Origin of the sequence: Pseudomonas sp. BGI-2, from assembly GCF_004310295.1 — a bacterium.
GTDB lineage: Bacteria > Pseudomonadota > Gammaproteobacteria > Pseudomonadales > Pseudomonadaceae > Aquipseudomonas.
This window is the reverse complement of sequence record NZ_SISB01000042.1, coordinates 26,623-50,187: the sequence shown is the minus strand read 5'-3', so window position 1 is coordinate 50,187 and position 23,565 is coordinate 26,623. Positions and strand designations below refer to the sequence as shown.

Genomic DNA, 23,565 nt, shown 5'->3' with positions numbered 1-23,565 from the left:
GCAGTTTCCTTCAGACGAAAAAAACGGGTGTGGCAACCGACGCCACACCCGTCGAAGAAAGCATCAAGTCGTTATGGAAAGCTTAGATGGCGCTCGCCACCGCTGCCGGGCGACGGGACAGCAAGCTGACCACGACGAAGCTCACCAGACCCACACCGAGGCTGTAGTAGATCGGGGTATTGGCGTCCATACCGTCCTTGATCATGAACAGCAGCGCGGTGGCAAAGCCCATGCCCATGCTGGCGATAGCGCCGGCGGTAGTTGCGCGTTTCCAGAAGATTGCACCGATCAGCGGGATCAGCATGCCGCCCACCAGCAGGTTGTAGGCCAGGGTCAGGGCGCTGATCACGTCGTTCACCACCAGCGCGATACCCAGCACGGCGATGCCGGTCAGCAGGGTGAACAGGCGGTTGATGCCCAGGCTCGACTGTTTACCACCGCGCAGTTTCGGCAGCAGGTCTTCGGTCAGAGTGGTGGCGGCGGCGAGCAGGCCAGCGCTGGCGGTGGACATCATGGCGGCCAGTGCCGCTGCGATGACCAGGCCACGGATACCGTCCGGCAGGGACAGTTTGACGATGGCGGCGAAGGCGTTGTTGACGTTGTCCAGGTCCGGGATCAGCACATGAGCGGCCATGCCGATCAGGGCGCAGGCCAGTCCGTAAAGGATGCAGTAGAAGCCTGCGAATGTACCGGCGACCTGAGCCACTTTGGCGCTTCTGACGGTGAACACACGCTGCCAGATGTCCTGGCCGATCAGGATCCCGAAGAAGTAGATCATGAAGTAGGTGATGATGGTGTCCCAGCCAATCGTGGTGAAGCTGAAGGCGGTTGCCGGCAGTTTCAACACCAACTCATCCCAACCACCGACGCGGTACAGGCATATTGGCAACAGGATGAACATCAGGCCCACGGTCTTGATGACGAACTGGACGATGTCGGTCAGGGTCAGGGACCACATGCCGCCGATCGCCGAATAGATCACCACCACGCCACCGCCGACCAATACCGACAGCCAGAACGGCAGGTCGAACAGCACTTGCAGCACGGTGCCAATGGCCAGGATCGAGACCACGCCGATCATCAGCGCATACGCCAGCATGATCACCGCGCTCGCGGAGCGGGCCATCGGGTTGTAGCGTTTTTCCAGCACCTGGGTAACGGTGTAGATTTTCAGTTTCAGCAGCGGTTTGGCGAGGAACAGATTCAGCGCCACGATCCCGCAACCGAGGGCCGCGCAGAGCCAGAAACCGGAGATGCCATGGACGTAGCCCAGGCGCACGGTGCCGACGGTAGAGGCGCCGCCCAGAACGGTAGCGGCCATGGTGCCCATGTACAGGCCCGGACCGAGGTTACGACCGGCGACCAAAAAGTCTTCGTTGGTCTTGGCCTTGCGCATGCCGTAGTAGCCGAGTATCAGCATCGCGGCGGCGTAGATGAGTACGACGAATAAATCCAAAGCCATGATGGCGTGTCTCCGATTGTCTTTTTTATGGTGAGGCGAAAATCAATTCCTGTGGAAATACCCATTCCTTGTAGGAGCGAGGCTTGCCCGCGAAGGCGGTGTGTCAGTCAACATTGATGTTGAATGTGCCGCCGCCTTCGCGGGCAAGCCTCGCTCCTACAGGTAATGCGTTGACCACAGGTAAATGCGTTGAATCAGGCGGCTTGTCGCATCGCCGGTTTACCGAGCGAATCCGTGCCCTTGCTGCGTGCATCATTCGGCCCGAAAACCGCAGCCGGTTCTGGGAACAGGCTCAGCAGCGTCAGGTACACCAGCGACGCCAGGCCGAGGGTGACCGGCAGGCTGATGTCGATGCCTCCCGCCAGGTCACCCAACGGGCCAACGAATTGCCCCGGCAGGTTCACAAAGCACAAACCCACCAGTGCACTCGGGATCCAGGCACCCAACCCACGCCAGTTCCAGCCGTGGGTGAACCAGTAGCGGCCACCTTTCTCGCCGCGGGTGAACACTTGCAGATCATCCGGGCAATAGAAGCCGCGACGCACCAGCAGACCGATGATCATGATCACCATCCACGGAGTGGTGCAGGTGATGATCAGCACGGCGAAGGTCGACACGCTCTGCACCAGGTTCGCCGCAAAGCGCCCGATGAAGATAAAGGCAATCGACATCACCCCGATCAGCAACGTCGCCTTGACCCGCGACAGCACCCGAGGGAACACGCTGGACATGTCCAGCCCCGTGCCATAGAGCGAAGTAGTGCCGGTGGACATGCCGCCGATCACCGCGATCAGGCACACCGGCAGGAAGAACCAGCTCGGAGAGACCGCGAGCAGACCGCCGACGTAGTTGTTGGCCGCGATGTAGTCCGGTGCCTTGATCGCTACGATGGTGGCGGTGGCGAGGCCGAACAGGAACGGGATAAAGGTCGCGATCTGCGAGATCACCACCGCCGCCATGATCCGGCGCTTGGAGGTGTCACGCGGGATGTACCGCGACCAGTCACCGAGGAACGCACCGAAGGAAATCGGGTTGCTCATCGCCACCAGCGCTGCGCCGATGAAGGCTGCCCAGAAACCCGGTTGCCCCATGCTCACCGTGCCGGCGTAGTTCACATCGAAAGGCCCGGCAAAAGCGAAAATACCCAGCAGGAACAGCAGGCTGGCGCTCCACACGGCGATCTTGTTGACCCACAACAGGAAACGGAAGCCATAGATGCAAACCGTCAGCACCAGAATCGCGAACAGACCGTAGGCCAGGCCCAGGGTCAGGTCGGTTTCCGGCAAACCGATCAGGCGTTTGGCGCCACCGATCAGCGCATCACCCGAACTCCACACCGAGAGCGAGAAGAAGGCGATGGCGGTCAACAGCGACAGGAACGAACCGACGATCCGCCCGTGGACGCCGAAGTGCGCACCGGAAGACACGGCGTTGTTGGTGCCATTGATCGGGCCGAACAGGCCCATTGGCGCGAGGATCAGCGAGCCCAGCAACACGCCCAGCACAATCGCCCAGACGCCCGCCTGAAAAGACAGGCCGAACAGTACCGGGAAACTGCCGAGCACGGCGGTGGCAAAAGTGTTGGAACCACCGAAGATCATCCGGAACAAATCCGTCGGGCCTGCGGTGCGTTCGCTGTCCGGGATCTGTTCGACCCCGTAGGTTTCAATGTGCGTAAGGCTTTGGTCTTTGTTGTTGTTATTCATGATCAGCTCCGATCATAAAGGCGCGCTCATCGTGTGTGAGCGTCACCTGTTTGGCTAAGGGGGTGGCAGCCCTTCCGGCATCGCGGACAAATGTTCGTGGCAGGCCAGCCATAGGCCTTGTTGTTCTAGGCCAGACGCTTGTTTCTTGAAAACAATCGTCTCGCGCTCCTGGCTGAAGTGTTGCTCCCCTTGCATGCGCAGCTCGGTGGCCACGTCATGGATGAAAATCGCCACGTCACCTTGCAGGCTGACGAAGGCGTTGCTTGAAGTGCACGCAAGCACCTCGAAGCCATCCTCGGCGCGCCAGGTGTCCCACAACGCCTGGTAGGCATCGCGCGACAGCAGGGGCTGCTCGAGGGTGTAGAACACGAAGCTGGCATCGGCGCTGAACGCGCCGAAGTAGGCTTCGCGATCGTTACGGGCAAAGGCTGTCACCAGATCGGCGGCAGCTTTCAATACCTGATCACGTTCGTTCATGACCGATCCTCAGCGGTGGGCCACGCCAGGCAGTACGCAGAGCATTTCGTACAGCAAGTTGGCGGCCAGCAGCGAGGTGTTGCCGGTGGTGTCGTAAGCGGGCGAGACTTCTACCAGATCGCAGCCGATCAGGTCGAGGCCTTGGCAGCCGCGAATGATCTCAATCGCCTGAATGGTCGTCAGACCACCGATTTCCGGGGTGCCGGTGCCTGGCGCCCACGCTGGATCGATGCCGTCGATGTCGAAACTCAGGTACACCGGACCACCGCCGACTTTCTCGCGAACTTCAGCCATCAATGGGGCCAGGGATTTGTGCCAGCACTCTTCAGCCTGAACCACGCGGAAGCCCTGTTTACGGCTCCAGTTGAAGTCTTCGGAGGTGTAACCCTGAGCGCGCAGACCGATTTGTACCACGCGATCGCAGTCGATCAGGCCTTCTTCGGCCGCGCGACGGAAGGTGGTGCCGTGGGCGATTTTCTCACCGAACATATGGTCGTTCACATCGGCGTGAGCGTCGATGTGCACCAGGCCGACCTTGCCGTGCTTCTTATGAATCGCACGCAGGATGGGCAGAGTGATGGTGTGGTCGCCGCCTAGGGTCAGCGGGATCACGTTGTGCTCGAGGATGGCATCGTAGGACTCTTCGATGATCCGCACGGCGTCCAGCAGGTTGAACGTGTTGATCGCCACATCACCGATGTCAGCGACCGACAGCGAGTCGAACGGTGCAGCACCGGTGGCCATGTTGTACGGGCGGATCATCACCGATTCAGCGCGGATTTCGCGAGGTCCGAAACGGGTGCCGGGGCGCAGCGAGGTGCCGATGTCCAAGGGGACGCCAACAAAGGCAGCATCCAGGCCGGCAGCGGTAGGCAAATGGGGGAGTCGCATCATGGTGGCGATGCCGCCGAAGCGCGGCATTTCATTGCCGCCCAGTGGTTGGTGAAGAATCTTGTCCACGGGTAAGGCCTCATCGTCGTTGTTTTATTTATGTCGGTTGCGCCGCTCCGGGGAGGTACGGGCACCGTTGGGGGCCGATTCTGCGAAATGTAGTGGCCGGGAAGAATCGCTACGGGCAAATACTTAGTTCAGATTTTTCTAAACTAATGGCGGAGGGGGCGATAGACTTCTCGCTATGCACTGACCCCCTGTGGCCTGTCACTTAGAGGCTGAACACCACAACCCATGTGGGAGCGGGCTTGCTCGCGAAGGCGTCGTGTCAGTCGATATCAATGTTGCCTGACACACCGCTTTCGCGAGCAAGCCCGCTCCCACATGGGTTGAGTCTTCACAGATGCACCGCGCGTATCCTTGTAACAGGAGCCCCCCATGGCCAACGCTTTACCCGACCTGAAACTCCTGCGCATTTTCGTCAGCGTGGTCCGTCATCAGGGGTTCGCCAACGCCCAGCAAGAGCTCAACCTCTCGACCTCGGCCATCAGCACCTACATGAGCCAGCTCGAAGCCGCCCTTGGTCTGGTGCTCTGCCATCGCGGTCGTGGCGGTTTCAGCCTGACCAGCAAGGGTGAACTGTTCCATCAAGAAACCCTGCGTCTGTTGGGCGAGCTCGAAGGTTTCGAACAGTACGCGGCGGCGTTGAAGGGTGAGCTGCGCGGCACGCTGAACTTGGGCGTCATCGACTCCACCGTCAGTGACAAGGCCTTGCCCTTCGCCGAAGCCATCGGCGCCTACAGTCAGGAACACCCGGCCGTGCATTTGCATCTGTCGGTCATGAGCCCTTACGAATTGCAACTCGGCGTGCAAGACAACCGCCTCGACCTGGCCATCGGCGCGTTTTCCACGCGCATGAGCGGTCTGGTCTACATGCCGCTCTATCGCGAGCAACACTGGCTGTATTGCAGCAGCCGTCATCCGCTCTTCACCGAGCGGCGCATTCCCGAACAAGTCATCACCCAGCAGCGCATGGTGGGCCGTGGTTACTGGAGCCAGGCCGAACTGGCCCGGCACGGTTTCAAACACAGCGCCGCCACCGTGGAAAGTATGGAGGCCCAGCTGATTCTGGTGCTGTCCGGCGCCTACATTGGCTACCTGCCGGAGCACTACGCCCAGGCTTGGGCGGACAAGGGAGATTTGCGCGTGTTGCTGCCCGCGACCTTTGGTTATCAGGCCCCGTTCTCGATGATCGTGCGTCGTGGCCGCAGTCGTGAGCCGTTGATCCAAACCTTCCGCGATCTGCTCAAAGCACAACTGAACCAGGCCTGAGAACATGTCCAGAATCCACTGTCCGCGCTGCCTGCGCCCACAAACCCATTGCCTGTGCCCGTTGATCCCGAGCCTCGACAGCCGCACCCGGGTGCTGCTGTTGCAGCATCCGAGCGAGGTGAACCATGCGCTGAATACCGCTAGGCTGGCGGCGTTGGGGTTGAAGAATGCCGAGTTGATTGTGGGTGAGGTTTTCGAGGATTTGCCGGCGCTGTTGAATCAGCCGGGGTATCAGGCGCGGTTGTTGTTTCCTGCCGACGATGCGCAACCGTTGCAGGCGTACACCGCGAATGAGGAACCGCTATTGCTGGTCGTCCCGGACGGCACCTGGCGCAAGGCGCGCAAGCTGTTGCACCTCAATCCGTTGCTGGCGGCGTTGCCGAGGGTGGCATTGGTTGACGGTGGCGTGTCCCGTTATCGATTGCGCAAGGCACCGGGTCCCGGGGCGTTGTCTACGGTGGAGGCGATTGTGCAGGCGTTGCAGGTGCTGGAAGCGCCTGTCAGTTTTGAGCCGTTGCTGAAACCGTTCGAGGCGTTGATCGAGGGGCAGATTGCGGCGATGGGGGAGGAGACTTTTTTGCGTAATCATGGACCGAAATAGGCGGTGTTAGTGATGGCCTCTTCGCGGGCAAGCCTCGCTCCTACAGGATTGATGTCTTTCACAAAACATCGGCACACCACTACCCTGTAGGAGCGAGGCTTGCCCGCGAAGACGGCAGCACAATCACCACCAATCCCGGCATAAAACTACCGCTCCCGCATCGCCTCTGTCCGCGCTTTCAACACCGGTTTCAACAGGTAATCCAGCACACTTTTCTCGCCCGTGATGATATCCACCGTCGCCACCATCCCCGGAATAATCAGCAACGGTTTCACATCCCCACCCAAGTGGTTTTTGTCAGTCCTCACCTGAATCAGATAAAAGCTGTTGCCCTTGTCATCGGTAATCGTGTCCGCACCAATCAACTCCAGCTTGGCAGTCAAACCCCCATAAATCGTGTAGTCGTACGCACTGAACTTCACCATCGCTTTCTGCCCCGGATGCAGAAAAGCCACGTCCTGCGGCCGCACCTTGGCTTCGATCAGCAAGTTGTCTTCAATGGGGACGATTTCCACCATGTCGCTGCCCGGTTGAACCACGCCGCCGATGGTGTTGACCTTGAGCACCTTGATTATTCCGTGCACCGGCGACACCACGGTGGTGCGGGTCACGCGGTCATCGATGGCGATACTCGACGCTGTGATTTTCGACAGGTCGGTGCGTTTTTCATTCAGTTCTTTCGCCGCGTCCGAGCGGAAGGATTGTTCCGATTCATCAATCTTGCTTTTGATCTCGTTGATCGCCGATTCCGCCCGGGGAATCGCCAGCGTCGTGGCGTTCAGCGAGCCGCGAATTTCCACCGCGCTGCGTTTGAGTCGCAGGATTTCCACCGGTGAAACCGCCCCGGTGCCTACCAGCGGCGCGGACATGTTCATCTCTTGTTGCAGCAGCGCCAGGCTCGAACTGAATTGCCCCTGTTTGGAACGAAATTCCGCCAGTTCCTGGGTCTTTTGCCGAAGTTGTTCACTCAACGTGCGTTGCTCACTGGCCAGTCGACGCTGGCGTTGTTCGTACAGCGAGCGCTCGTCCTCGGCCACTTGAGGGGCCTTGGCAATCACTTCAGGCGACAGCTTGAACGGCCGGCCTTCCGCTTCGGCCGACAGACGTTCGACCTGCGCGGTCAACGCATAACGATCCGCTTCGCTTTCGCCCTTGTTCGACAGAAACCGCGTGTCATCCAGGCGCAGCAGCGTGTCGCCCTTGTTCACCATTTGCCCTTCGCGCACGAAAATTTCGGTGACGATGCCGCCCTCAAGGTTCTGGATCACCTGGACCTTGCTCGACGGGATCGCCTTGCCTTCGCCCATGGTGACTTCTTGCAGTACCGCAAACTTGGCCCAGACCAGCGCTGTAATCAGCAGCGCAGCGGCCAGCCACACGGTGATTCGCGACCAGCGCGGCGAATCCTGCAACGAGGCGCCGGCGGTTTCCGGCATGAATTCGCTTTCCGCGGTTTTGCCGAAACTGCCGAAATAGCCCCGGTCTTGCGACTTGTCTGATGATGAACGGGCCATGGGTAGCTCCTAGACAGCCGCAGAGCCGACACGGCCCTTGCGCAGTGCATCGATGACCGCTTCTTTCGGACCGTCGGCAACGATCCGCCCGTTGTCCAGCACCAGCAGCCGATCCACCAGGCTGAGCATCGAGGTGCGGTGGGTCACCAGCAGCAAGGTTTTGCCCTGCACCCAACCGTGGAGTTTCTGCCGCAAAACGTCTTCGCTGCTGTTGTCCATGGCGCTGGTGGGTTCGTCGAGCAGCATGATCGGCGGATCCAGCAACAAGGCCCGGGCCAGCAGCACTGCCTGACGTTGACCGCCGGACAGCAACTGGCCGCGTTCGCCAACGGGCCGGTCAAAACCTTGCGGGTGCTGACGCGCCAGCTCGGTGACGCCGGTCAGCTCAGCGACTTCGAGCATCCGTGAATCGCTGATGTAGCGGGCGCCAAGGGTCAGGTTGTCGCGCAGGCTGCCGGCCAGCAGCGGCAGGTCATGGGCGACGTAACCGATCTGTTGGCGCAGGTCGGCGACATCGAGTTGCCGCAGGTCCAGCCCATCGAGCAGCAGTTGCCCTTCTTCCGGCGCATAGAACCCCATCACCAATCGCGCCAGGGTGCTTTTGCCCGAACCGCTGCGACCGATGATGCCGATCCGTTCGCCGGGTTTGACGCTGAAACTGACGTTGGCCAGCGCCGGGGCGTTCTGGCCGTTGTAGTGAAAGGTCACACCGCTGGCGTCCAGTGCACCTTGCAGTTGCGTACGCTCCAGCGGCCGCTGTTTGGCGTCGCGCTCTTGCGGTAAGGTCATCAGCGCATCGGTGCTTTTCATGGTCAGTTGCGCTTGCTGGTAGCGGGTGATCAAACCCGCGATTTGTCCCAATGGCGCGAGCACGCGGCTGCCGAGCATGTAGGTCGCCACCAGTGCGCCGACGCTGAGGTTGCCGGCGATGATGCTGTAGACCCCGGCGACGATGGTCGCCATGCCGGAGAATTGCTGGATGAACAGCGTGCCGTTGGTGGCCAGCGCCGAGAGGTTGCGCGCATGGCTGTCGAGGCGGGTGAGGGCGCCGTGGGTGCTTTCCCATTTGTGCTGGCGCTCGCTTTCGGCGCTGCACGCTTTCAGGGTTTCCAGGCCGCCGAGGGTTTCGATCAGCAGGGCCTGGCGTTCGGCGCCGAGGCTCAAACTTTTCTGCACGGTGTCGCGCAGGCGCACCTGGATCACCATCGCGAAAATGATCGTGATCGGAAACGCCAATAAGGGAATCACCACCAGCCAGCCGCCGAGCAGGCCGATCACTACCAGCATCAGCACGGCAAAGGGCAGGTCGATCAGGCTGGTCAGGGTGACGGCGGTGAGGAATTCGCGCAGGCCCTGGAAGTCATGGATGCTCTGGGCGAACCCGCCAATGGTCGCCGGCCGCGCCTTCATCGCCATGCCGGTGATGCGTTCGAACAAGGTCGCCGAAAGAATCACATCGGTTTTCTTCCCGGCGGTGTCCAGCAGATGTGCGCGGACAACCCGCAGCACCAGTTCGAAACCGGTGCCGATCAGCAAGCCGATCGACAGCACCCACAAGGTCGAGGTGGCCTGGTTCGGCACCACGCGGTCGTAGGTTTGCATGACGAACAGCGGCACCATCAGCCCTAACAGGTTGATCAGAAAACTCGCCAGAATCGCATCGCTGTACAGCCATTTCGACAACTTCAAGGTGTCGCGAAACCAGGCCTCAACGCGTGGCACCAGCGGCGAGCGCAAGTCTTCGAGTTCATGGCGTGGCCGGGCGAACAACGCCTGGCCACTGTAATTCTCGGCCAGTTCTTCACGGCTGACCCATTGTTCACCGCCGTCCGCTTCGCTGGGCAGAATCAGCAACCGACCGTCCTCGCCGAAGCGTCGCAGGATGGCGGTGCGGCCGTTGTTGAGGATCAGCATCACGGGCAGGTTAAGCGCGGAAATGTCCGCCAGTTCACGGCGCAACACGCGCGCTTGCAGGCTGGCCCGGGCGGCTGCGCGGGGCAGCAGGTCCAGGCTCAAGCGCTGCTTGTTCAGTGGCAGCCCGGTACTCAGGCTGGCGCGACTGACCGTCGCACCGTGGAGTTTGCAGAGGATCAACAGACCGTCCAGAAGCGGGTCATCGAAGCTCAGGCGCGGATCGACACCGGTGTTGCCGGGTTCCATGCTGGTCAAATTGATCTCTCCACAGGCCTACTTCAGTTCAGGCAAACGGGCTTCGTTTTTCACTTCGGTGGAGGCGATCGCATCGGCGGGCAATACCACCCGTTGTTTGCTCAGCAACTGGCCCATGTTTGCCAGCACGCGGTACATCGAATACTCCTCGGTGTAGCGCACTTCGGTGTAGCGACGATTGGCGTTGTAGAGCTCGTTTTCACTGTCGAGCAAGTCGAGCAGGGTGCGTTGGCCGAGGCCGAACTGATCCTGATACGCCACGCGCACGCGTTTACTGGTGTCGGCGTACTCGCGGGCAGTCGGGGTTTGTTTCTTGGCATTGACCATGGCGTTCCAGGCCAGGTGGATGTTCTCGTTGAGTTGGCGCAGGGCGTTGTTGCGGATGTCCATCGCCTGGTTGATCTGATGCGCATTGGAGGCCAGGCGCGCCTTGTCGCTGCCACCGCGGAACAGGTTGTAGTTCATCACCACACCCACGCGCCATTCGTTGTCGTGGCCTTCATCGCCTTGCACGTTGTTGTTCGCGCCCACCGCCGCTTCGGCGTCGAAACGCGGGTAGAACGGCGACTTGGCGACTTCGTACTGGCTCTCGGCCGATTGCACGTCAGCCTGGGCGGATTTCAAGTACGGGTTGTTTTCCACCATGCTCTGCTGAGCTTCCGGCAGGGTGGCGGGCAGTTCGCCGCGGATCGACGGCGGCGCTTCGAGTTCATCGGGCAGGCGCCCCGTGACCGCGTAGAAATTGGACTCGGCATCCGCCAGATCGACCTCGGCGGTATCGAGGTTGTTTTGCGCCAGTGCCCGGCGCGCGCCGGATTGGTCGGAGTCGGCGTTGCTGCCGACGCCACGCTGGGTGCGCAGGCCAATCTGGTCGTTGACCCGCAAGTGAGCCTGCAGGTTGTTCGTGGCCAGGGTCACCAGTTCGCGGCGTTTGAGCACTTCGAGGTAGACCTCGGTGGTGCGCAATGCCAGATCCTGGGCGGTGCCTTGCGCGTAATAGGCCCGGGAGTTGACCACGCCTTTGGTGCGTTCGACTTCGTTCGCGGTGTTGAAACCGTCGAAGAGCATCTGCCGCAGACGCAACTCCGACTGGGTGTAGGTGAGGATTTCGGTGTGGTGATTGCCGAACGCCCGAGTATTGGTGTTATCGCTGTACCCGCGCCCGTAGGCGGCGTTCAGGTCAACCGATGGATAAAAGCCCCCCTTGGCGACTTTCACTTGCTCATCGGCCGAGAGACGGCTGTCCACCCGCGACGCCAGTTCCGGGTGGGTGGCGATGGTGCTCTGGATCGCCTCGGTCAACGACATGGCTTGCGCCTGGGATGAGCAGGCCATCGCCAGCAGAACTGCGCTGCATAGGGGGGTTAAAACGCGCATGGGTACATCTCCCTGATTCCTAATGGTTCTTTATAAGCTGCCAATTATTTGACGGCATTTATAGGCAAAACCGTTTCATGCTTGTAACAACGAAGCTAAGAACATTCTAGAGCGTAGCTAAGAAATTTTTTTCATATGGCTTATTCCAAAAAAAACTTATGCGCGCTGCGAAATCCAGCACATTGTTCACTCTGGAAGCCCTTGATTTAGGAGCTCTTGGGAGCATTCGAGGGTTTAAGGAAAGTTCCATCCACTTATCGACATAGGGCGGAGAAGTGCTGGAGGGGAGGGAAGCGGAACGGTTTTGAGGTGACAGTTTTTTGTCACTGTTTAGGTTCAAAATCGTTACGCACCGCTCGCAGGGCGATTTGACCGTGATTGGCGCCCCAAGGTTATTGATTGCAATGGGGTTTTACCGAAATCAGACACGTCCCCTGCGAGCGACACGCTTGGCGAGAAGATCGCCGGGGCATCGGCTTACTCAGGTAAACGCGCCCCGCAGGCGATCCGCCAGGCAAACCTGCTTTAACCATGAGCACGTTCTTCGCACAAACAGGGTGCCGACAGCGGTTGGCAGCGGAGGAAATGCACATGGCAACGCTCATCGGTATCGTCAGTAAAGTCATTGGTCAGGTGTTCGCGGTGGCGAGCGACGGCACTCGACGCGCGTTGATCGAGGGCGACCGATTGTTCGTCGGCGACCAATTGATCACCGGGGCCGAAGGCGCGGTGGCCGTGCATCTGCAAAATGGCCAGGAACTGACCCTTGGGCGTGGCAGCAGCCTGCAAATGACTTCCCAGCTACTGGCGCATCAGGCGCCTCATGTTGATACCGCTGAAGCGGTGACGCCGACTCAGGCGCAACTGACCGATGTCGAGCAACTGCAAAAAGCAATCGCTGCCGGTGATGACCCGACTCAAACGGCTGAAGCCACGGCGGCCGGAGCTGCTCCGACCGGCGCACCCGGTGGGACGGCGGGCGGTGGCCACAGTTTCGTCATGCTCGAAGAAGTGGGCGGGCGGGTCGATCCCGTCATTGGCTTCCCCACCGCGGGTTTCAACGGCATTCCCGAATTTCCGCTGGAACGGCTGGCCGGTGACCCGGACAACGGCGACAACGGTGCCGGTTCAGGTGGGACAGGCGTCCTGCCGAACAACCCGGTCACCCTCGCGGGCCTGTCGGTGGCAGGGGGCGAGCTGACCCTCAACGAAGCCAATCTCGCCGACGGTTCTGCCAGCAATCCGGGCGCGTTGATTCAGAACGGCACCTTCACCGTGTCGGCGCCGGACGGGCTGACCAGCCTGAGCATCGGCGGGATCAACGTGATCACGGGCGGGGTGGCCGCCGGCTTCCCGCAGTCGATCACCACGCAACTGGGCAACACCCTGACGGTCACCGGTTACAACCCGGCCACTGGCGTTGTCAGTTACAGCTACACCCTGGTCGGCAACGACACCCATTCGGCCGGCGAGGGGGCCAACAACCTCAGCGAACAGTTCACCGTGGTTGCCGGTGATTCCAATGGCGATACCGCCACCGGCACGCTGGACGTCAACATCAAAGACGACGTGCCCAAAGCGGTCGATGACAGCAACGCGAGCACCGCTTCGCAAACCCTGCTGACCCTGACCGGCAGCGTGCTGCCCAATGACTCGCAGGGTGCTGACCGGATTCCCGTTGGCCCCAACAGCGGGCCGATCATTGGCGGCACCTTCACCGGGACATATGGCACCCTGGTGCTCAATCCCAACGGCACTTACACCTACACGCTGAACATCAGCGACGCGGATTTCAAAGCACTGCACGGTGGTGGCAGCGGCACCGAAACCTTCACCTACACCCTCACCGATGCCGATGGCGACACCAGCACCGCCAACCTGGTGCTGCAAATCCGCAACAACGATGACCCGGTCACGATTGGCGGCCTCAACGTCGAAGGCGGCGAACTCGTCGTCTACGAGAAAAACCTCAGCGACGGCAGCAGCCCCGATACTCCGGCGCTGACTCAAAGCGGCACCTTTACCATCACCGCCCTCGACGGCGTGCAAACCCTTAGCGTCGGCGGTATCAACGTGGTGGTCGGCGGCGTCTCCGCAGGCTTCCCGCAATCGATCGTCACGCCGTTGGGCAGCACGCTGACCATCACCGGGTTCAACAGCGCCACTGGTGTCGTCAGTTACAGCTACACCCTGGCCGATAATGAAGCGCATCCGACCGCCAACGGCGCCAACAGCCTTTCCGAGCAATTCGCCGTTATCGTTGTGGATGACAACGGCACCACCGCCAACGGCAACCTCGACGTGAACATCGTCGACGACCTGCCCAAAGGCGTGGACGACAGCAACGCCGGCACCGCTTCGGAAACCCTGCTGACCCTCAACGGCAACGTGCTGACCAATGATGTGCAAGGCGCCGACCGCGTACCGACTGGCCCAAGCACCGGGCCGATCACCCCCGGCACCTTCAATGGGACTTACGGCACCCTGGTGCTGAACGCCAACGGCACGTACACCTACACCCTGAACACCAGCGACGCCGACTTCAAAGCGTTGCACGGCAATGGCAACGGTACGGAAACCTTCACCTACACCCTCACCGATGCCGACGGCGATACCAGCACCGCCAACCTGGTGCTGAACATCCACAACAACGACGACCCGGTGACCCTCAACGGCCTCAATGTCAATGGCGGCGAACTCACCGTCTACGAGAAAAATCTCAGCGATGGCACCAGCCCGAACACGCCGGCCCTGACCCAGAGCGGCACCTTCACCGTGACCGCCCTCGATGGCCTGCAAACCCTGACGGTCGGCGGCATCTCCGTGGTCAGCGGCGGTGTGGCCGCAGGCTTTCCGCAATCGATCGTCACTCCGTTGGGCAGCACGCTGACCATCACGGGCTACAACCCTGCGACCGGCGTGATCAGCTACAGCTACACCCTGGTGGACAACGAAATCCATCCAACCGCCAATGGCGCCAACAGCCTCACCGAGAACTTCAACGTGGTGGCGACGGACACCGACGGCAGCACCGCGTCGGGCCAGATCAACGTCAACATCGTCGACGACCTGCCCACCGCCCACGCGGACTACGCCTCGGTTGCGGAAGGCGCGACAGTCTCGGGCAACGTGCTGGATAACGACATCGGCGGTGCCGACGGCCCGGCGCTCAGTGGCGCCGTGATTGGCGTGCGTGCAGGCTCGGACACATCAACCTCGGCCATCGGTGGCCTGGGCACCAACATCAACGGCACCTACGGTTACCTGACGCTGGATGCCAACGGCAACGCAACCTACCACAGCAATCCGAATGCGGTGAACGGCCCGGGCGCGACCGACGTGTTCACCTACACCGTGCGCGATGCCGATGGGGACGAAAGCACCACCACCGTCACCATCGACGTGTTCAACAGCAGCATCGTCGCGTCCACCGATACCGACGTGACCGTCTACGAAAAAGCCCTGGACCTGACCAAGGACGGGCAAGATCTGGCGGCCGGCACGGTCATCGGCAGCGACCCCACCAGCACTGGCGAAACTGCCAAGGGCACACTGGTCGGCTCGGTCACCGGGGCGACCGGCGCGATCACCTACACGCTGGTCGGCAGCGCCACGGGCAACTATGGCCAGCTCCAGCTCAACCCCAACGGCACGTACACCTACACCCTGACGTCGCCGGCGACCACCACGCCGCATGCCAACGACGGTGCGAATGCGCTGACCGAAAGCTTCACCTACCAGGCCACCGATTCGCTGGGCAACAGCACCACCAGCACCATCGTGGTGAAGATCGTCGATGACGTGCCAAAAGCCGTGAACGACAGCAACACCGGCACGGCGTCGGAGACTGTGCTGACGCTCAATGGCAACGTCCTGACCAACGACGTTCAGGGCGCGGACCACGTTGCCACCGGGCCGAACGCCGGGCCTGTGACCCCCGGCACCTTCACCGGGACATACGGCACGCTGGTGCTCAACGCTAACGGCACGTACACCTACACGCTGAACACCAACGATGCCGACTTCAAAAACCTGCACGGCGGCGGCAACGGCACCGAAACCTTCGCCTACACCATTACCGATGCCGACGGCGATACCAGCACCGCCAACCTGGTGCTGAACGTCCATAACAACAACGACCCGGTCACCCTCAACGGCCTCAATGTGTACGGCGGTGAACTGACCGTCTACGAGAAAAACCTCAGCGACGGCACCAGTCCGAATACGCCGGCGCTGACCCAGAGCGGCACCTTCACCGTGACCGCGCTGGATGGTCTGCAAACCCTGACGGTGGGCGGCATTGCGCTGGTCACTGGCGGCGTGGCGGCAGGCTTCCCGCAATCGGTCGTTACACCGCTCGGCAGCACGCTGACCGTCACCGGTTACAACCCGGCCACCGGCGTGGTCAGTTACAGCTACACCCTGGCGGATAACGAAACCCATCCAACCGCCAACGGCGCCAACAGCACCACCGAGAACTTCAACGTGGTGGCGACGGACACCGACGGCAGCACCGCGTCGGGCCAGATCAACGTCAACATCGTCGATGACTTGCCAACCGCCAAAGCGGACACGGCGAGCGTGGTCGAAGGCGGCACGGTCAGCGGCAACGTGCTGGACAACGACATCAAGGGCGCTGACGGCGCGGCAGCCGGTGGTGCTGTGGTCGGCGTGCGCGCGGGCTCGGACACGTCGTCCTCGGCCATCGGCGGTCTGGGCTCGAACATCAACGGCACCTACGGCTACTTGACCCTGGATGCTAACGGCAACGCGGTTTATCACAGCAACCCAAACGCTGTGAGTGGTGCGGGCGCCACGGACACGTTCACCTACACCGTGCGCGATGCCGATGGCGATGAAAGCACCACCACGATCACCATCGATGTGTCGAACAGCTGCATCAAAGCGGTCACCGATACCGACGTGACCGTCTACGAGAAAGCGCTGGACCTGAGCAAGGATGGTCTGGATCTGGCCGCCGGTAACGTCACCGGCAGCGAGCCCGGCAACACCGGCGAAACCGCGACTGGCACCCTCGTGGGTTCCGTCACTGGCGCGAGTGGCGCCATCACCTACACCCTGGTCGGCAGCACCACCGGAACGTACGGGCAAATGCTGCTCAACCCCAACGGTACCTATACCTACACCCTGACTTCGGCACCGAAAACGTCGCCGAACGCCAATGACGGGGCCAACACCCTGAGCGAAAGCTTCACCTACAAAGCCACGGATGCCTCCGGTAACAGCACCACCAGCACCATCGTGGTGAACATCGTCGATGACGTGCCCAAAGCGGTCGCTGCCGATCGTTCGGTCGCCGCGGTCGAGATCGATTCCAATCTGCTGTTGGTGATCGACGTCTCCGGCAGTATGGCCGACGCTTCGGGCGTACCCGGGCTGTCGCGGTTGGCGCTGGCCAAGCAGGCGATCAGTGCCTTGCTCGACAAATACGACGACCTGGGCGATGTGAAAGTGCAGATCGTCACCTTCAGCAGCAACGCCACCGACAAGACATCGATCTGGGTTGATGTAGCGACCGCCAAGTCGATCATCTCCGGCCTGACTGCCGGCGGTGGCACCAACTACGACGCGGCTGTCGCCACCATGCAAACCGCGTTCAACACCTCGGGCAAACTGACCGGGGCGCAGAACGTCGGCTACTTCTTCTCCGACGGCAAGCCCAACGAAGGCGACATCGGCACCGCGGACGAAACCGCGCTCAAAGCCTTCCTCGATGCCAACAGCATCAAGAACTACGCGATCGGCCTGGGCAGCGGCGTGAGCAACGCCAACCTCGATCCGTTGGCCTATGACGGCAGCACGCACACCAACACCAATGCGGTGGTGGTGACCGATCTCAACCAGCTCAACTCGGTGCTCTCGGGCACGGTGGTCGGCGCGCCGGTCACGGGCACCTTGCTGGAGGGCGGTACGTTCGGCGCCGATGGCGGTTTCATCAAAACCCTCGTGGTCGACGGCACGACGTACACCTACGATCCTAAAGGCAATAGCAATCAGGGCGCGCTGAACTTCAGTGGCGGCGCCAACCACGGCACGTTCAACACGGTGAACAACTCCATCAGCATCGCCACCAACAATGGCGGCACCCTGGTGGTGAACCTTGACACTGGCGAGTACACCTACACCTCGCAAAAAACCACGACGGTGGTGATCACCGAAAACATCGGCTTCACCGCCAGCGACAACGATGGCGACCTGGCCAGCTCCACGCTGACGGTAAAAGTCATTCCGAACGCGGCACCGGTAGCGGTCGATGACCACATCATCACCAATGTGCTCTCGGGCAGCGTCGTGGTGCCGGGCGAGTTGCTGCTGGCCAACGACATCGACGCCAATGGCGATCCGCTGACGGCTTCACCCACCACCTTCAACACCGGCTGGATTTCAAAAGGCGCAGACTTCACCGGCACCGGGGCGATCAGCTTCTCCTCGACCGGCAACAACGCCGCTAACCAGGTCCTGGCGAATGTGCGCAATGCCTTTACGACGAACGCGGCGACCATGACGGCGGTGCTGGTGGTCAGTGGTTACCTGGGCGGGGTAACCAACGGCAATGCCAACGATGAGGACCGAATTACCGTCAACCTCAAACAGGGCGAAACACTCAACCTGGACCACAACCTGGCGGGCGGTCACATCGCCATGGAGTACTCGCTCAACGGCGGCGGGTGGATCGCCCTCGCGGAGGGGCAAACCCTCACCGCGGCGGCGGACGGGACCTATCAGATCCACGTCACCAACATCACCAACACCAGCGGCAACGGCGTGAACAACGCCGAAAACTACCAGCTGACCATGACCCTCAACTACGCCGGGGGCCACGACATCGCCCCGGATGCACACGGCACCTACACCGCCAATGACAGCCATGGTGGCAGCGACAGCGCAGCGGTGACCATCAGCTATCAGGATGGCCACACCCTCACCGGCACGGCTGGCGACGATGTGCTGGTGGCGGGCGCCGGCAACAACGTCATCAATGCCGGTGACGGCAACGACGTGCTCAGCGCCGGTAACGGTAACAACGAGCTGCACGGCGGTGCCGGCAATGATTTGCTGTTCAGCGGCACCGGCAACGACCTGCTCGACGGCGGCACTGGCACCGACACCGCGAGTTACGCCCACGCCACCGCCGGAGTCACGGTCGACCTGAGTCAGGCCATCGCGCAAAACACCGGCGGCGCCGGAACCGATACCTTAACCGCTATCGAAAACCTCGTCGGCTCCAACTTCAACGACTCGCTCACGGGCGATAACCTCAGCAACGTTATCAACGGTGGCTTGGGCGACGACATCCTCAAGGGCGGTGGCGGCGACGACTTCCTGATCGGCGGCCTGGGCAAAAACACCCTCACCGGCGGGGCAGGGGCCGACACCTTCCAGTGGCTCAAAGGCAACAGCGGCCACGATGTGGTCACCGACTTCACCCCGGGCACCGACAAACTGGACCTGTCGCAACTGCTGCAAGGCGAAAACAACACCGCCGCGTCGCTGGATGACTACTTGCACTTCAAAGTCATCGGCAGCGGCGCCTCGGTGCTGACCAGCATCGACGTCAGCGCCATGGCCGGCGCGGCACCGAACCAGACCATCGACCTGGCCGGCGTCAACCTGGCCAGCCACTACGGCGTCACGCCGGGGGCGGGCGGGGTGGTGGCGGGCGGGCACGACACGGCGACCATCATCAACGGCATGTTGAATGACCATTCTTGGAAGGTGGATACGGTGTGATCTGAAGGCTGAAACGAGAAACCCCGCCATTCCTGTTGAAGGAATGGCGGGTTTTTTTGTCTGGTTTTTGGTAATCGATCGTTCCCACGCTCCGCGTGGGAATGCAGCAAGGGACGCTCTGCGTCCCCAAAGCGAACGCGGAGCGTCCGGGGAGGCGTTCCCACGCAGAGCGTGGGAACGATCAATGTTCGCTGCAGGATTCTCGCTAACCCTGCGGAACAAAATTATCCAGCATCCGATTCACCGCCAACTCCCCCAGCATCACCACCTGCTGAATCCCCAGCACCGTGTTGCGATGCGACCCCTCCATCAACCCCGCAAAATTACTCAGCATCACACTCGCCGACGCCAGGGTTTCGCAGGCGTTGACCAGCAGGGTTTCGTCGTTGGTGTCGGGGTCGATGGAATAGATGGTGCTGGGCTTGCGCGGGGTGTCTTTGGGAATGACCGGTTTGAGGTAGTAATCGAGGGCGCGGTCGGCGGCTTCGTTGAGCTTTTTGGAATCGGTGGTTTCGTACGGGGAAACGTCGTCGGTTTCGGGTGGGTTGGGTGTGATCTTGAACATAGTGAAACTCCTACAAGAAATGGAGCCACCAAGACCTGTCGCTAAACAAGTAAGGGTGGCGGCTGCACGCAGGTTAGCGAACCGGGTGTAGGCGCCCGGCAGACCCGAAGGTCTCCCGCGCACAGCCGCCATGACATCAATCGCAGGCATGAACAATCTGCAAGAGAGTTTGGAGCGCTGTTGCGCCTACAAAGGTTCGGGTCGCTAAACCCGATCGCTGATTGGTCAGCGACCGGGAAACAATAGAGCCCGGCCCTTAGGCGCACAAGCCGGCGGATTCTGGCGCAGTCGTAGGCAACGGCGCAAGGATGTGTAGCCGGAGTGAGTTTCTGGAGATGTCTTTTAAACATCGCCGTTTAACATGAAAAGATTGTCCGAAACTTGCGGTCTTTCGGGCTGACACATCAAACAGGTCATTCCAACTTTCAAACCCCTCACATCGGCTCCGGCGGCCCAATCAACCGCCCCATCACCCCAAACAACCCCAGTTCCCGAATCACCTCCAGCTCTCCTTTGGTCTCGACCATTTCCGCAATCAACGGCAAATCGATACTGTTGGTCGCCCGGTAGATCGCATCAATAAACAGCCGCTTGTCACTTTGCTCATCAATGTGGCGGATGTACGCCCCATCGATTTTCAGATACGCCAAACCCAGCTGCGTCAGGTTGCCTATCTGGCTGAAGCTGCCGCCAAAGTGCTGTAAGCCGATGCGGTAACCGGTGTCGAGCAGGCTGTGGCTCAGGCGTTGTAATTCTTCCGGTGGCGGCAGTTGGCGTTCGTCGATTTCCAGTATCAGCAGATGGGCCAGTTCGGGCAGTGATTCGAGCATGTCGATGATGTGTCGCAGTTGCACCGGGTCGCGAAGGGTGCTGCCGGACAGGCTTAGCGCCAGGGGCCAGCGGTTGACGACGAGGTAGTCGAGGGTGGCTTCGAGCATTGCCAGGTCGAACCGTGCCGACCAGCCGAGGCGCTCGATCCACGGCAGGAAATGCCCGGCGGCAATGGCCTCGCCTTGCGGGTCGAGCAGGCGCGCGAGGACTTTGTGGTGCAGCACCTGGCTGGTGTCGGCGCATTGCACCACGGGTTGGAAATACAGCTGCATTTTGCCCTCGGTCAACGCGTCGTCGATCCAGCTGCGCCAGTCGTGTTGGGTGTGGTTCGTCGCGGTATCGGAACGCGCCAGATGCACCCACGGCCGCTCGGGATGTTGTTGGGCCTGGGCGAGCGCTTGATCGAGGCGCAGCAGGACGTTGCTGGCCGGTTCGCCGGGCTGATAGGCAACCACACCCAAGTGCGCCACCGGCATGCAATCGCTGGCGCCGGTCAGACGCAGATTTTCCAGCGTGGCGCTGATTTCCGAGGCGAGGCGGGCCGCTTCGGTGCTGTCCAGGCCCGGTGTCAGCAGGCTAAATTCGCCACCACGATTGCGCGCCGCCAGCCAGGTGCGCCGTTCCGGCAGTTGCGTCAGACGCTTGAGCAATTCGCCGATGGCACTGATCAGCCCATCGGTGCGCTGACCTCCCAGGCGTTGGTTGAGGCCGATCAGGTCGTTGATCCGCAGCATCATCAGATGGCCGTCGCTGCTTTGCTCGGAGACCAACAAATGGTCGGCCAGTTGTTCATCCAGCAAGCGTCGATTGGCCAGGCCCGTGAGGCTGTCCTGATAGGACTCGGCGCGCAGTTTTTCGCTGCGCGTGGCCTCTTCGGAGAACAGCGTCTTGAGCTTTTCGACCATCTGATTCATGGCCAGCACCACGCGCCTCAGTTCAGGCGTGCGTGGCAGTTTTGGCAGGCTGAGGAACTCGCGTTTGCTGATGGCTTCGGCTTGTCTGACCATCTTGTCGAGCGGGCGCAATTGTCGACGTAGCAACCATCCACCGAACACGGCGCTGAGCAGTCCGCAGATCACCAGCCAGATCAGACTGCCGAGTGTGCTGTCCCAGAGCTTGGCCAGGGCGAACTGCGGATTGCTCAGCACTTCGACCCGCGCGACTTGTTCCCAGTCGCGCATGATTAGCGCATCGCCACCTTCCGGGAGCAGGTTGACCAGACTCACAAACCAGCCGGGCACGCCTTCGATTTGCGCCGCTGTGCTGCGCTCCACCAGCACCTTTGCATCAACGATATTGACCACGCGGATGCTGCGGAAATAGCCGCTGTCGAAAATCGAGCTGACCATCAATTCGGTCATCGCCGGGTCATCGATTTGCGCGGTCAGCGACAGGCCCAGCGCGGTGGCGGCATCCTGGGCGTGGGAGCGCAACTGGCCAAGCATCTGTTCGCGAGAGCTTTCCAGGCTGACAAAAAAACTGCCACTGAAGGCCACCAGCAAGAACAGGCAAATGGCGATAAACAACTGTTTGCGCAGTGACATAAAACGCTCCTTGCGATAGCGGCTAGCCTTCGCCCACGGCGAACCCTTCGGCTTGCATCTTTTTCAACACGTCCTGCCAGCGCGACAGTTTTTTCGAGTCGCTGCTGCGTTTTCCGCCATTGGCTCCCGGCAAGTACAGGCCTTCGGCGTTGAAGGCGTACACCGGCAACAGGTCTTTGCGTTGGGAGGCGGGGCGGATCTCGCCGATCAGGTTGTCGAGCACCAGCGGCTCGGCCGTAGGGCTGCTGTAGAAGGTCAGCACCATGTGCGCCTGGTTCTGGTTCAGGGCTTTGACGTAGGTGATGCGCAGCTTTTCGCTGGGAATCCCGAGTTGGCGCAGGCTGAAATATTTCGCCAGGGCGTAGTCTTCGCAGTCGGCGGCACCCTTGATCAAGGATTCTTCCGGGGTGGCCCAATAATCGGTCTGACGCCAGATGCGCGTGTCGTCCTGAAAACTCAGTTGTTGATTGAAGAAGCGATTGACCGCGTTCAGTTGCTCGCGCTCGGGTTGGTTGAGTTCGCTTTTGAGCATTTGACTCCAGGCCTCGATTCTTCCTTGTGCGGGGCCGAGCGGGCCGTAGCGCTTTTCGGCGATTTGCAGGATCTGCGTAAAGTCCCAGTCGGCCCAGACACTGCCCAGCCCCGTCAGCAGAAAACTGGCCAGCAGCAACCATCCGCCGAGCCGAAGTCGGAGCGTTGACCCTCCTGGACTACGCCGGCGACTGGACATGTCTGGCTGCTCGGGTGCAGATGACTGAAGTCTAGGCGGTGTTTTCAGCGAGGCAGGACAAAATCGTCGGGTCAGCACACGGACCTGGTGATCGTTCCCACGCTCCGCGTGGGAATGCCGCCCGGGACGCTCTGCGTCCCTTTGCCGTTGTGACGCAGAGCGTCACTGGATGTATTCCCACGCGGAGCGTGGGAACGATCGGATGATGAGAGTGCTCAGGGTTTGCGCAGGGTTTTCTGTTTGAGGATGTAGATCGTCACCAGCACCGCGCTGGTCAGCATGAACCCCCGCGCCCACGGCAGGGGCACCAGGTAGCAGGAGAACAGAATGCTCACCCACATCAGGCCGATCGCGTAGACCTTGCCCTTGAGCGGGATGCCGTTGCCATCGAGGTAGTCGCGAATCCACGGGCCGAGCCGTGGATGTCCCACCAGCCACTGATAAAAGCGTGGCGAACTGCGGGCGAAACAGGCGGCCGCCAACAGCAGGAAAGGCGTGGTGGGCAATACCGGCAGGAAAATCCCGATCACCCCCAGCGCTACGCTCAGCCAGCCGATGGCCAGCAGCACGTAGCGCAACATCAGGGAGCGGTTGCCTATGGGGTTGTCCATAGG

At 61.1% G+C, this 23,565-nt stretch carries 14 protein-coding genes; 3 read left to right on the top strand and 11 right to left on the bottom strand.

The genetic code is table 11. The features are described from left to right. Positions 1-82 precede the first annotated feature (82 nt). From EYC95_RS24140 to speB, 4 genes are all read right to left on the bottom strand, one after another. Positions 83-1,462 carry a sodium:solute symporter gene (locus tag EYC95_RS24140; RefSeq protein WP_131062552.1) on the bottom strand — a complete coding sequence of 460 codons (1,380 nt, stop codon included), beginning with the start codon at positions 1,460-1,462 and terminating at the stop codon, positions 83-85. Positions 1,463-1,656: 194 nt separating this feature from the next. Beyond that, positions 1,657-3,168, bottom strand: coding sequence for a cytosine permease (locus EYC95_RS24135; RefSeq protein ID WP_131062551.1), 1,512 nt, complete (start codon positions 3,166-3,168; stop codon positions 1,657-1,659). 54 nt (positions 3,169-3,222) lie between these two features. After that, positions 3,223-3,645, bottom strand: coding sequence for a nuclear transport factor 2 family protein (locus tag EYC95_RS24130; RefSeq protein ID WP_131062550.1), 423 nt, complete (start codon positions 3,643-3,645; stop codon positions 3,223-3,225). Positions 3,646-3,654: 9 nt separating this feature from the next. Beyond that, complete coding sequence (gene speB, locus EYC95_RS24125) at positions 3,655-4,605, bottom strand: agmatinase (RefSeq protein ID WP_131062549.1); 951 nt, start codon at positions 4,603-4,605, stop codon at positions 3,655-3,657. Between the two features lie 369 nt (positions 4,606-4,974). Between speB and EYC95_RS24115 the strand changes: the two genes are divergently transcribed. Together EYC95_RS24115 and EYC95_RS24110 are read left to right on the top strand one after the other, a co-directional pair. Beyond that, positions 4,975-5,868 carry a LysR family transcriptional regulator gene (locus EYC95_RS24115; protein WP_007945995.1) on the top strand — a complete coding sequence of 298 codons (894 nt, stop codon included), beginning with the start codon at positions 4,975-4,977 and terminating at the stop codon, positions 5,866-5,868. 4 nt (positions 5,869-5,872) lie between these two features. After that, positions 5,873-6,469 carry a tRNA-uridine aminocarboxypropyltransferase gene (locus tag EYC95_RS24110; RefSeq protein ID WP_131062548.1) on the top strand — a complete coding sequence of 199 codons (597 nt, stop codon included), beginning with the start codon at positions 5,873-5,875 and terminating at the stop codon, positions 6,467-6,469. A 146-nt stretch (positions 6,470-6,615) separates the two neighbouring features. Here the strand turns inward: EYC95_RS24110 and EYC95_RS24105 are convergent, their stop codons facing one another. From EYC95_RS24105 to EYC95_RS24095, 3 genes are read right to left on the bottom strand one after another with little or no spacing between them, the layout of a single operon-like run. After that, entirely contained in the window at positions 6,616-7,983 is a 1,368-nt protein-coding gene (locus tag EYC95_RS24105; RefSeq protein ID WP_131062547.1) for an HlyD family type I secretion periplasmic adaptor subunit, read from the bottom strand. Positions 7,984-7,992: 9 nt separating this feature from the next. Beyond that, positions 7,993-10,152, bottom strand: coding sequence for a type I secretion system permease/ATPase (locus EYC95_RS24100; protein ID WP_131062546.1), 2,160 nt, complete (start codon positions 10,150-10,152; stop codon positions 7,993-7,995). An 18-nt stretch (positions 10,153-10,170) separates the two neighbouring features. Continuing rightward, on the bottom strand, positions 10,171-11,529 hold the full coding sequence (locus EYC95_RS24095) for a TolC family outer membrane protein (RefSeq protein ID WP_131062545.1): 1,359 nt from the start codon (positions 11,527-11,529) through the stop codon (positions 10,171-10,173). A gap of 591 nt (positions 11,530-12,120) precedes the next feature. Here EYC95_RS24095 and EYC95_RS24090 point away from each other — a divergent pair. After that, entirely contained in the window at positions 12,121-19,281 is a 7,161-nt protein-coding gene (locus EYC95_RS24090; protein WP_131062544.1) for a retention module-containing protein, read from the top strand. A 205-nt stretch (positions 19,282-19,486) separates the two neighbouring features. Here EYC95_RS24090 and EYC95_RS24085 read toward each other — a convergent pair whose 3' ends face one another. The 4 genes from EYC95_RS24085 to EYC95_RS24070 all read right to left on the bottom strand — a co-directional run bounded on the left by EYC95_RS24085 (position 19,487) and on the right by EYC95_RS24070 (position 23,562). Beyond that, positions 19,487-19,846, bottom strand: a complete 360-nt coding sequence (locus tag EYC95_RS24085) for a DUF6124 family protein (protein WP_131062543.1) — start codon at positions 19,844-19,846, stop codon at positions 19,487-19,489. A gap of 434 nt (positions 19,847-20,280) precedes the next feature. Further along, positions 20,281-22,221, bottom strand: coding sequence for a cyclic di-GMP receptor LapD (lapD, locus tag EYC95_RS24080; protein WP_131062542.1), 1,941 nt, complete (start codon positions 22,219-22,221; stop codon positions 20,281-20,283). Between the two features lie 22 nt (positions 22,222-22,243). After that, positions 22,244-22,951, bottom strand: coding sequence for a cysteine protease LapG (gene lapG, locus EYC95_RS24075; RefSeq protein WP_131062541.1), 708 nt, complete (start codon positions 22,949-22,951; stop codon positions 22,244-22,246). Between the two features lie 215 nt (positions 22,952-23,166). Continuing rightward, complete coding sequence (locus EYC95_RS24070; protein ID WP_131062540.1) at positions 23,167-23,562, bottom strand: YbaN family protein; 396 nt, start codon at positions 23,560-23,562, stop codon at positions 23,167-23,169. Positions 23,563-23,565: the final 3 nt, after the last annotated feature.

Coding starts and splice junctions, on each gene's coding strand:
- EYC95_RS24140 (WP_131062552.1), bottom strand. CDS start 1,462: ATGGCTTTGGATTTATTCGTCGTACTCATCTACGCCGCCGCGATGCTG.
- EYC95_RS24135 (WP_131062551.1), bottom strand. CDS start 3,168: ATGAATAACAACAACAAAGACCAAAGCCTTACGCACATTGAAACCTAC.
- EYC95_RS24130 (WP_131062550.1), bottom strand. CDS start 3,645: ATGAACGAACGTGATCAGGTATTGAAAGCTGCCGCCGATCTGGTGACA.
- EYC95_RS24115 (WP_007945995.1), top strand. CDS start 4,975: ATGGCCAACGCTTTACCCGACCTGAAACTCCTGCGCATTTTCGTCAGC.
- EYC95_RS24110 (WP_131062548.1), top strand. CDS start 5,873: ATGTCCAGAATCCACTGTCCGCGCTGCCTGCGCCCACAAACCCATTGC.
- EYC95_RS24105 (WP_131062547.1), bottom strand. CDS start 7,983: ATGGCCCGTTCATCATCAGACAAGTCGCAAGACCGGGGCTATTTCGGC.
- EYC95_RS24095 (WP_131062545.1), bottom strand. CDS start 11,529: ATGCGCGTTTTAACCCCCCTATGCAGCGCAGTTCTGCTGGCGATGGCC.
- EYC95_RS24090 (WP_131062544.1), top strand. CDS start 12,121: ATGGCAACGCTCATCGGTATCGTCAGTAAAGTCATTGGTCAGGTGTTC.
- EYC95_RS24085 (WP_131062543.1), bottom strand. CDS start 19,846: ATGTTCAAGATCACACCCAACCCACCCGAAACCGACGACGTTTCCCCG.
- lapD (WP_131062542.1), bottom strand. CDS start 22,221: ATGTCACTGCGCAAACAGTTGTTTATCGCCATTTGCCTGTTCTTGCTG.
- lapG (WP_131062541.1), bottom strand. CDS start 22,951: ATGTCCAGTCGCCGGCGTAGTCCAGGAGGGTCAACGCTCCGACTTCGG.
- EYC95_RS24070 (WP_131062540.1), bottom strand. CDS start 23,562: ATGGACAACCCCATAGGCAACCGCTCCCTGATGTTGCGCTACGTGCTG.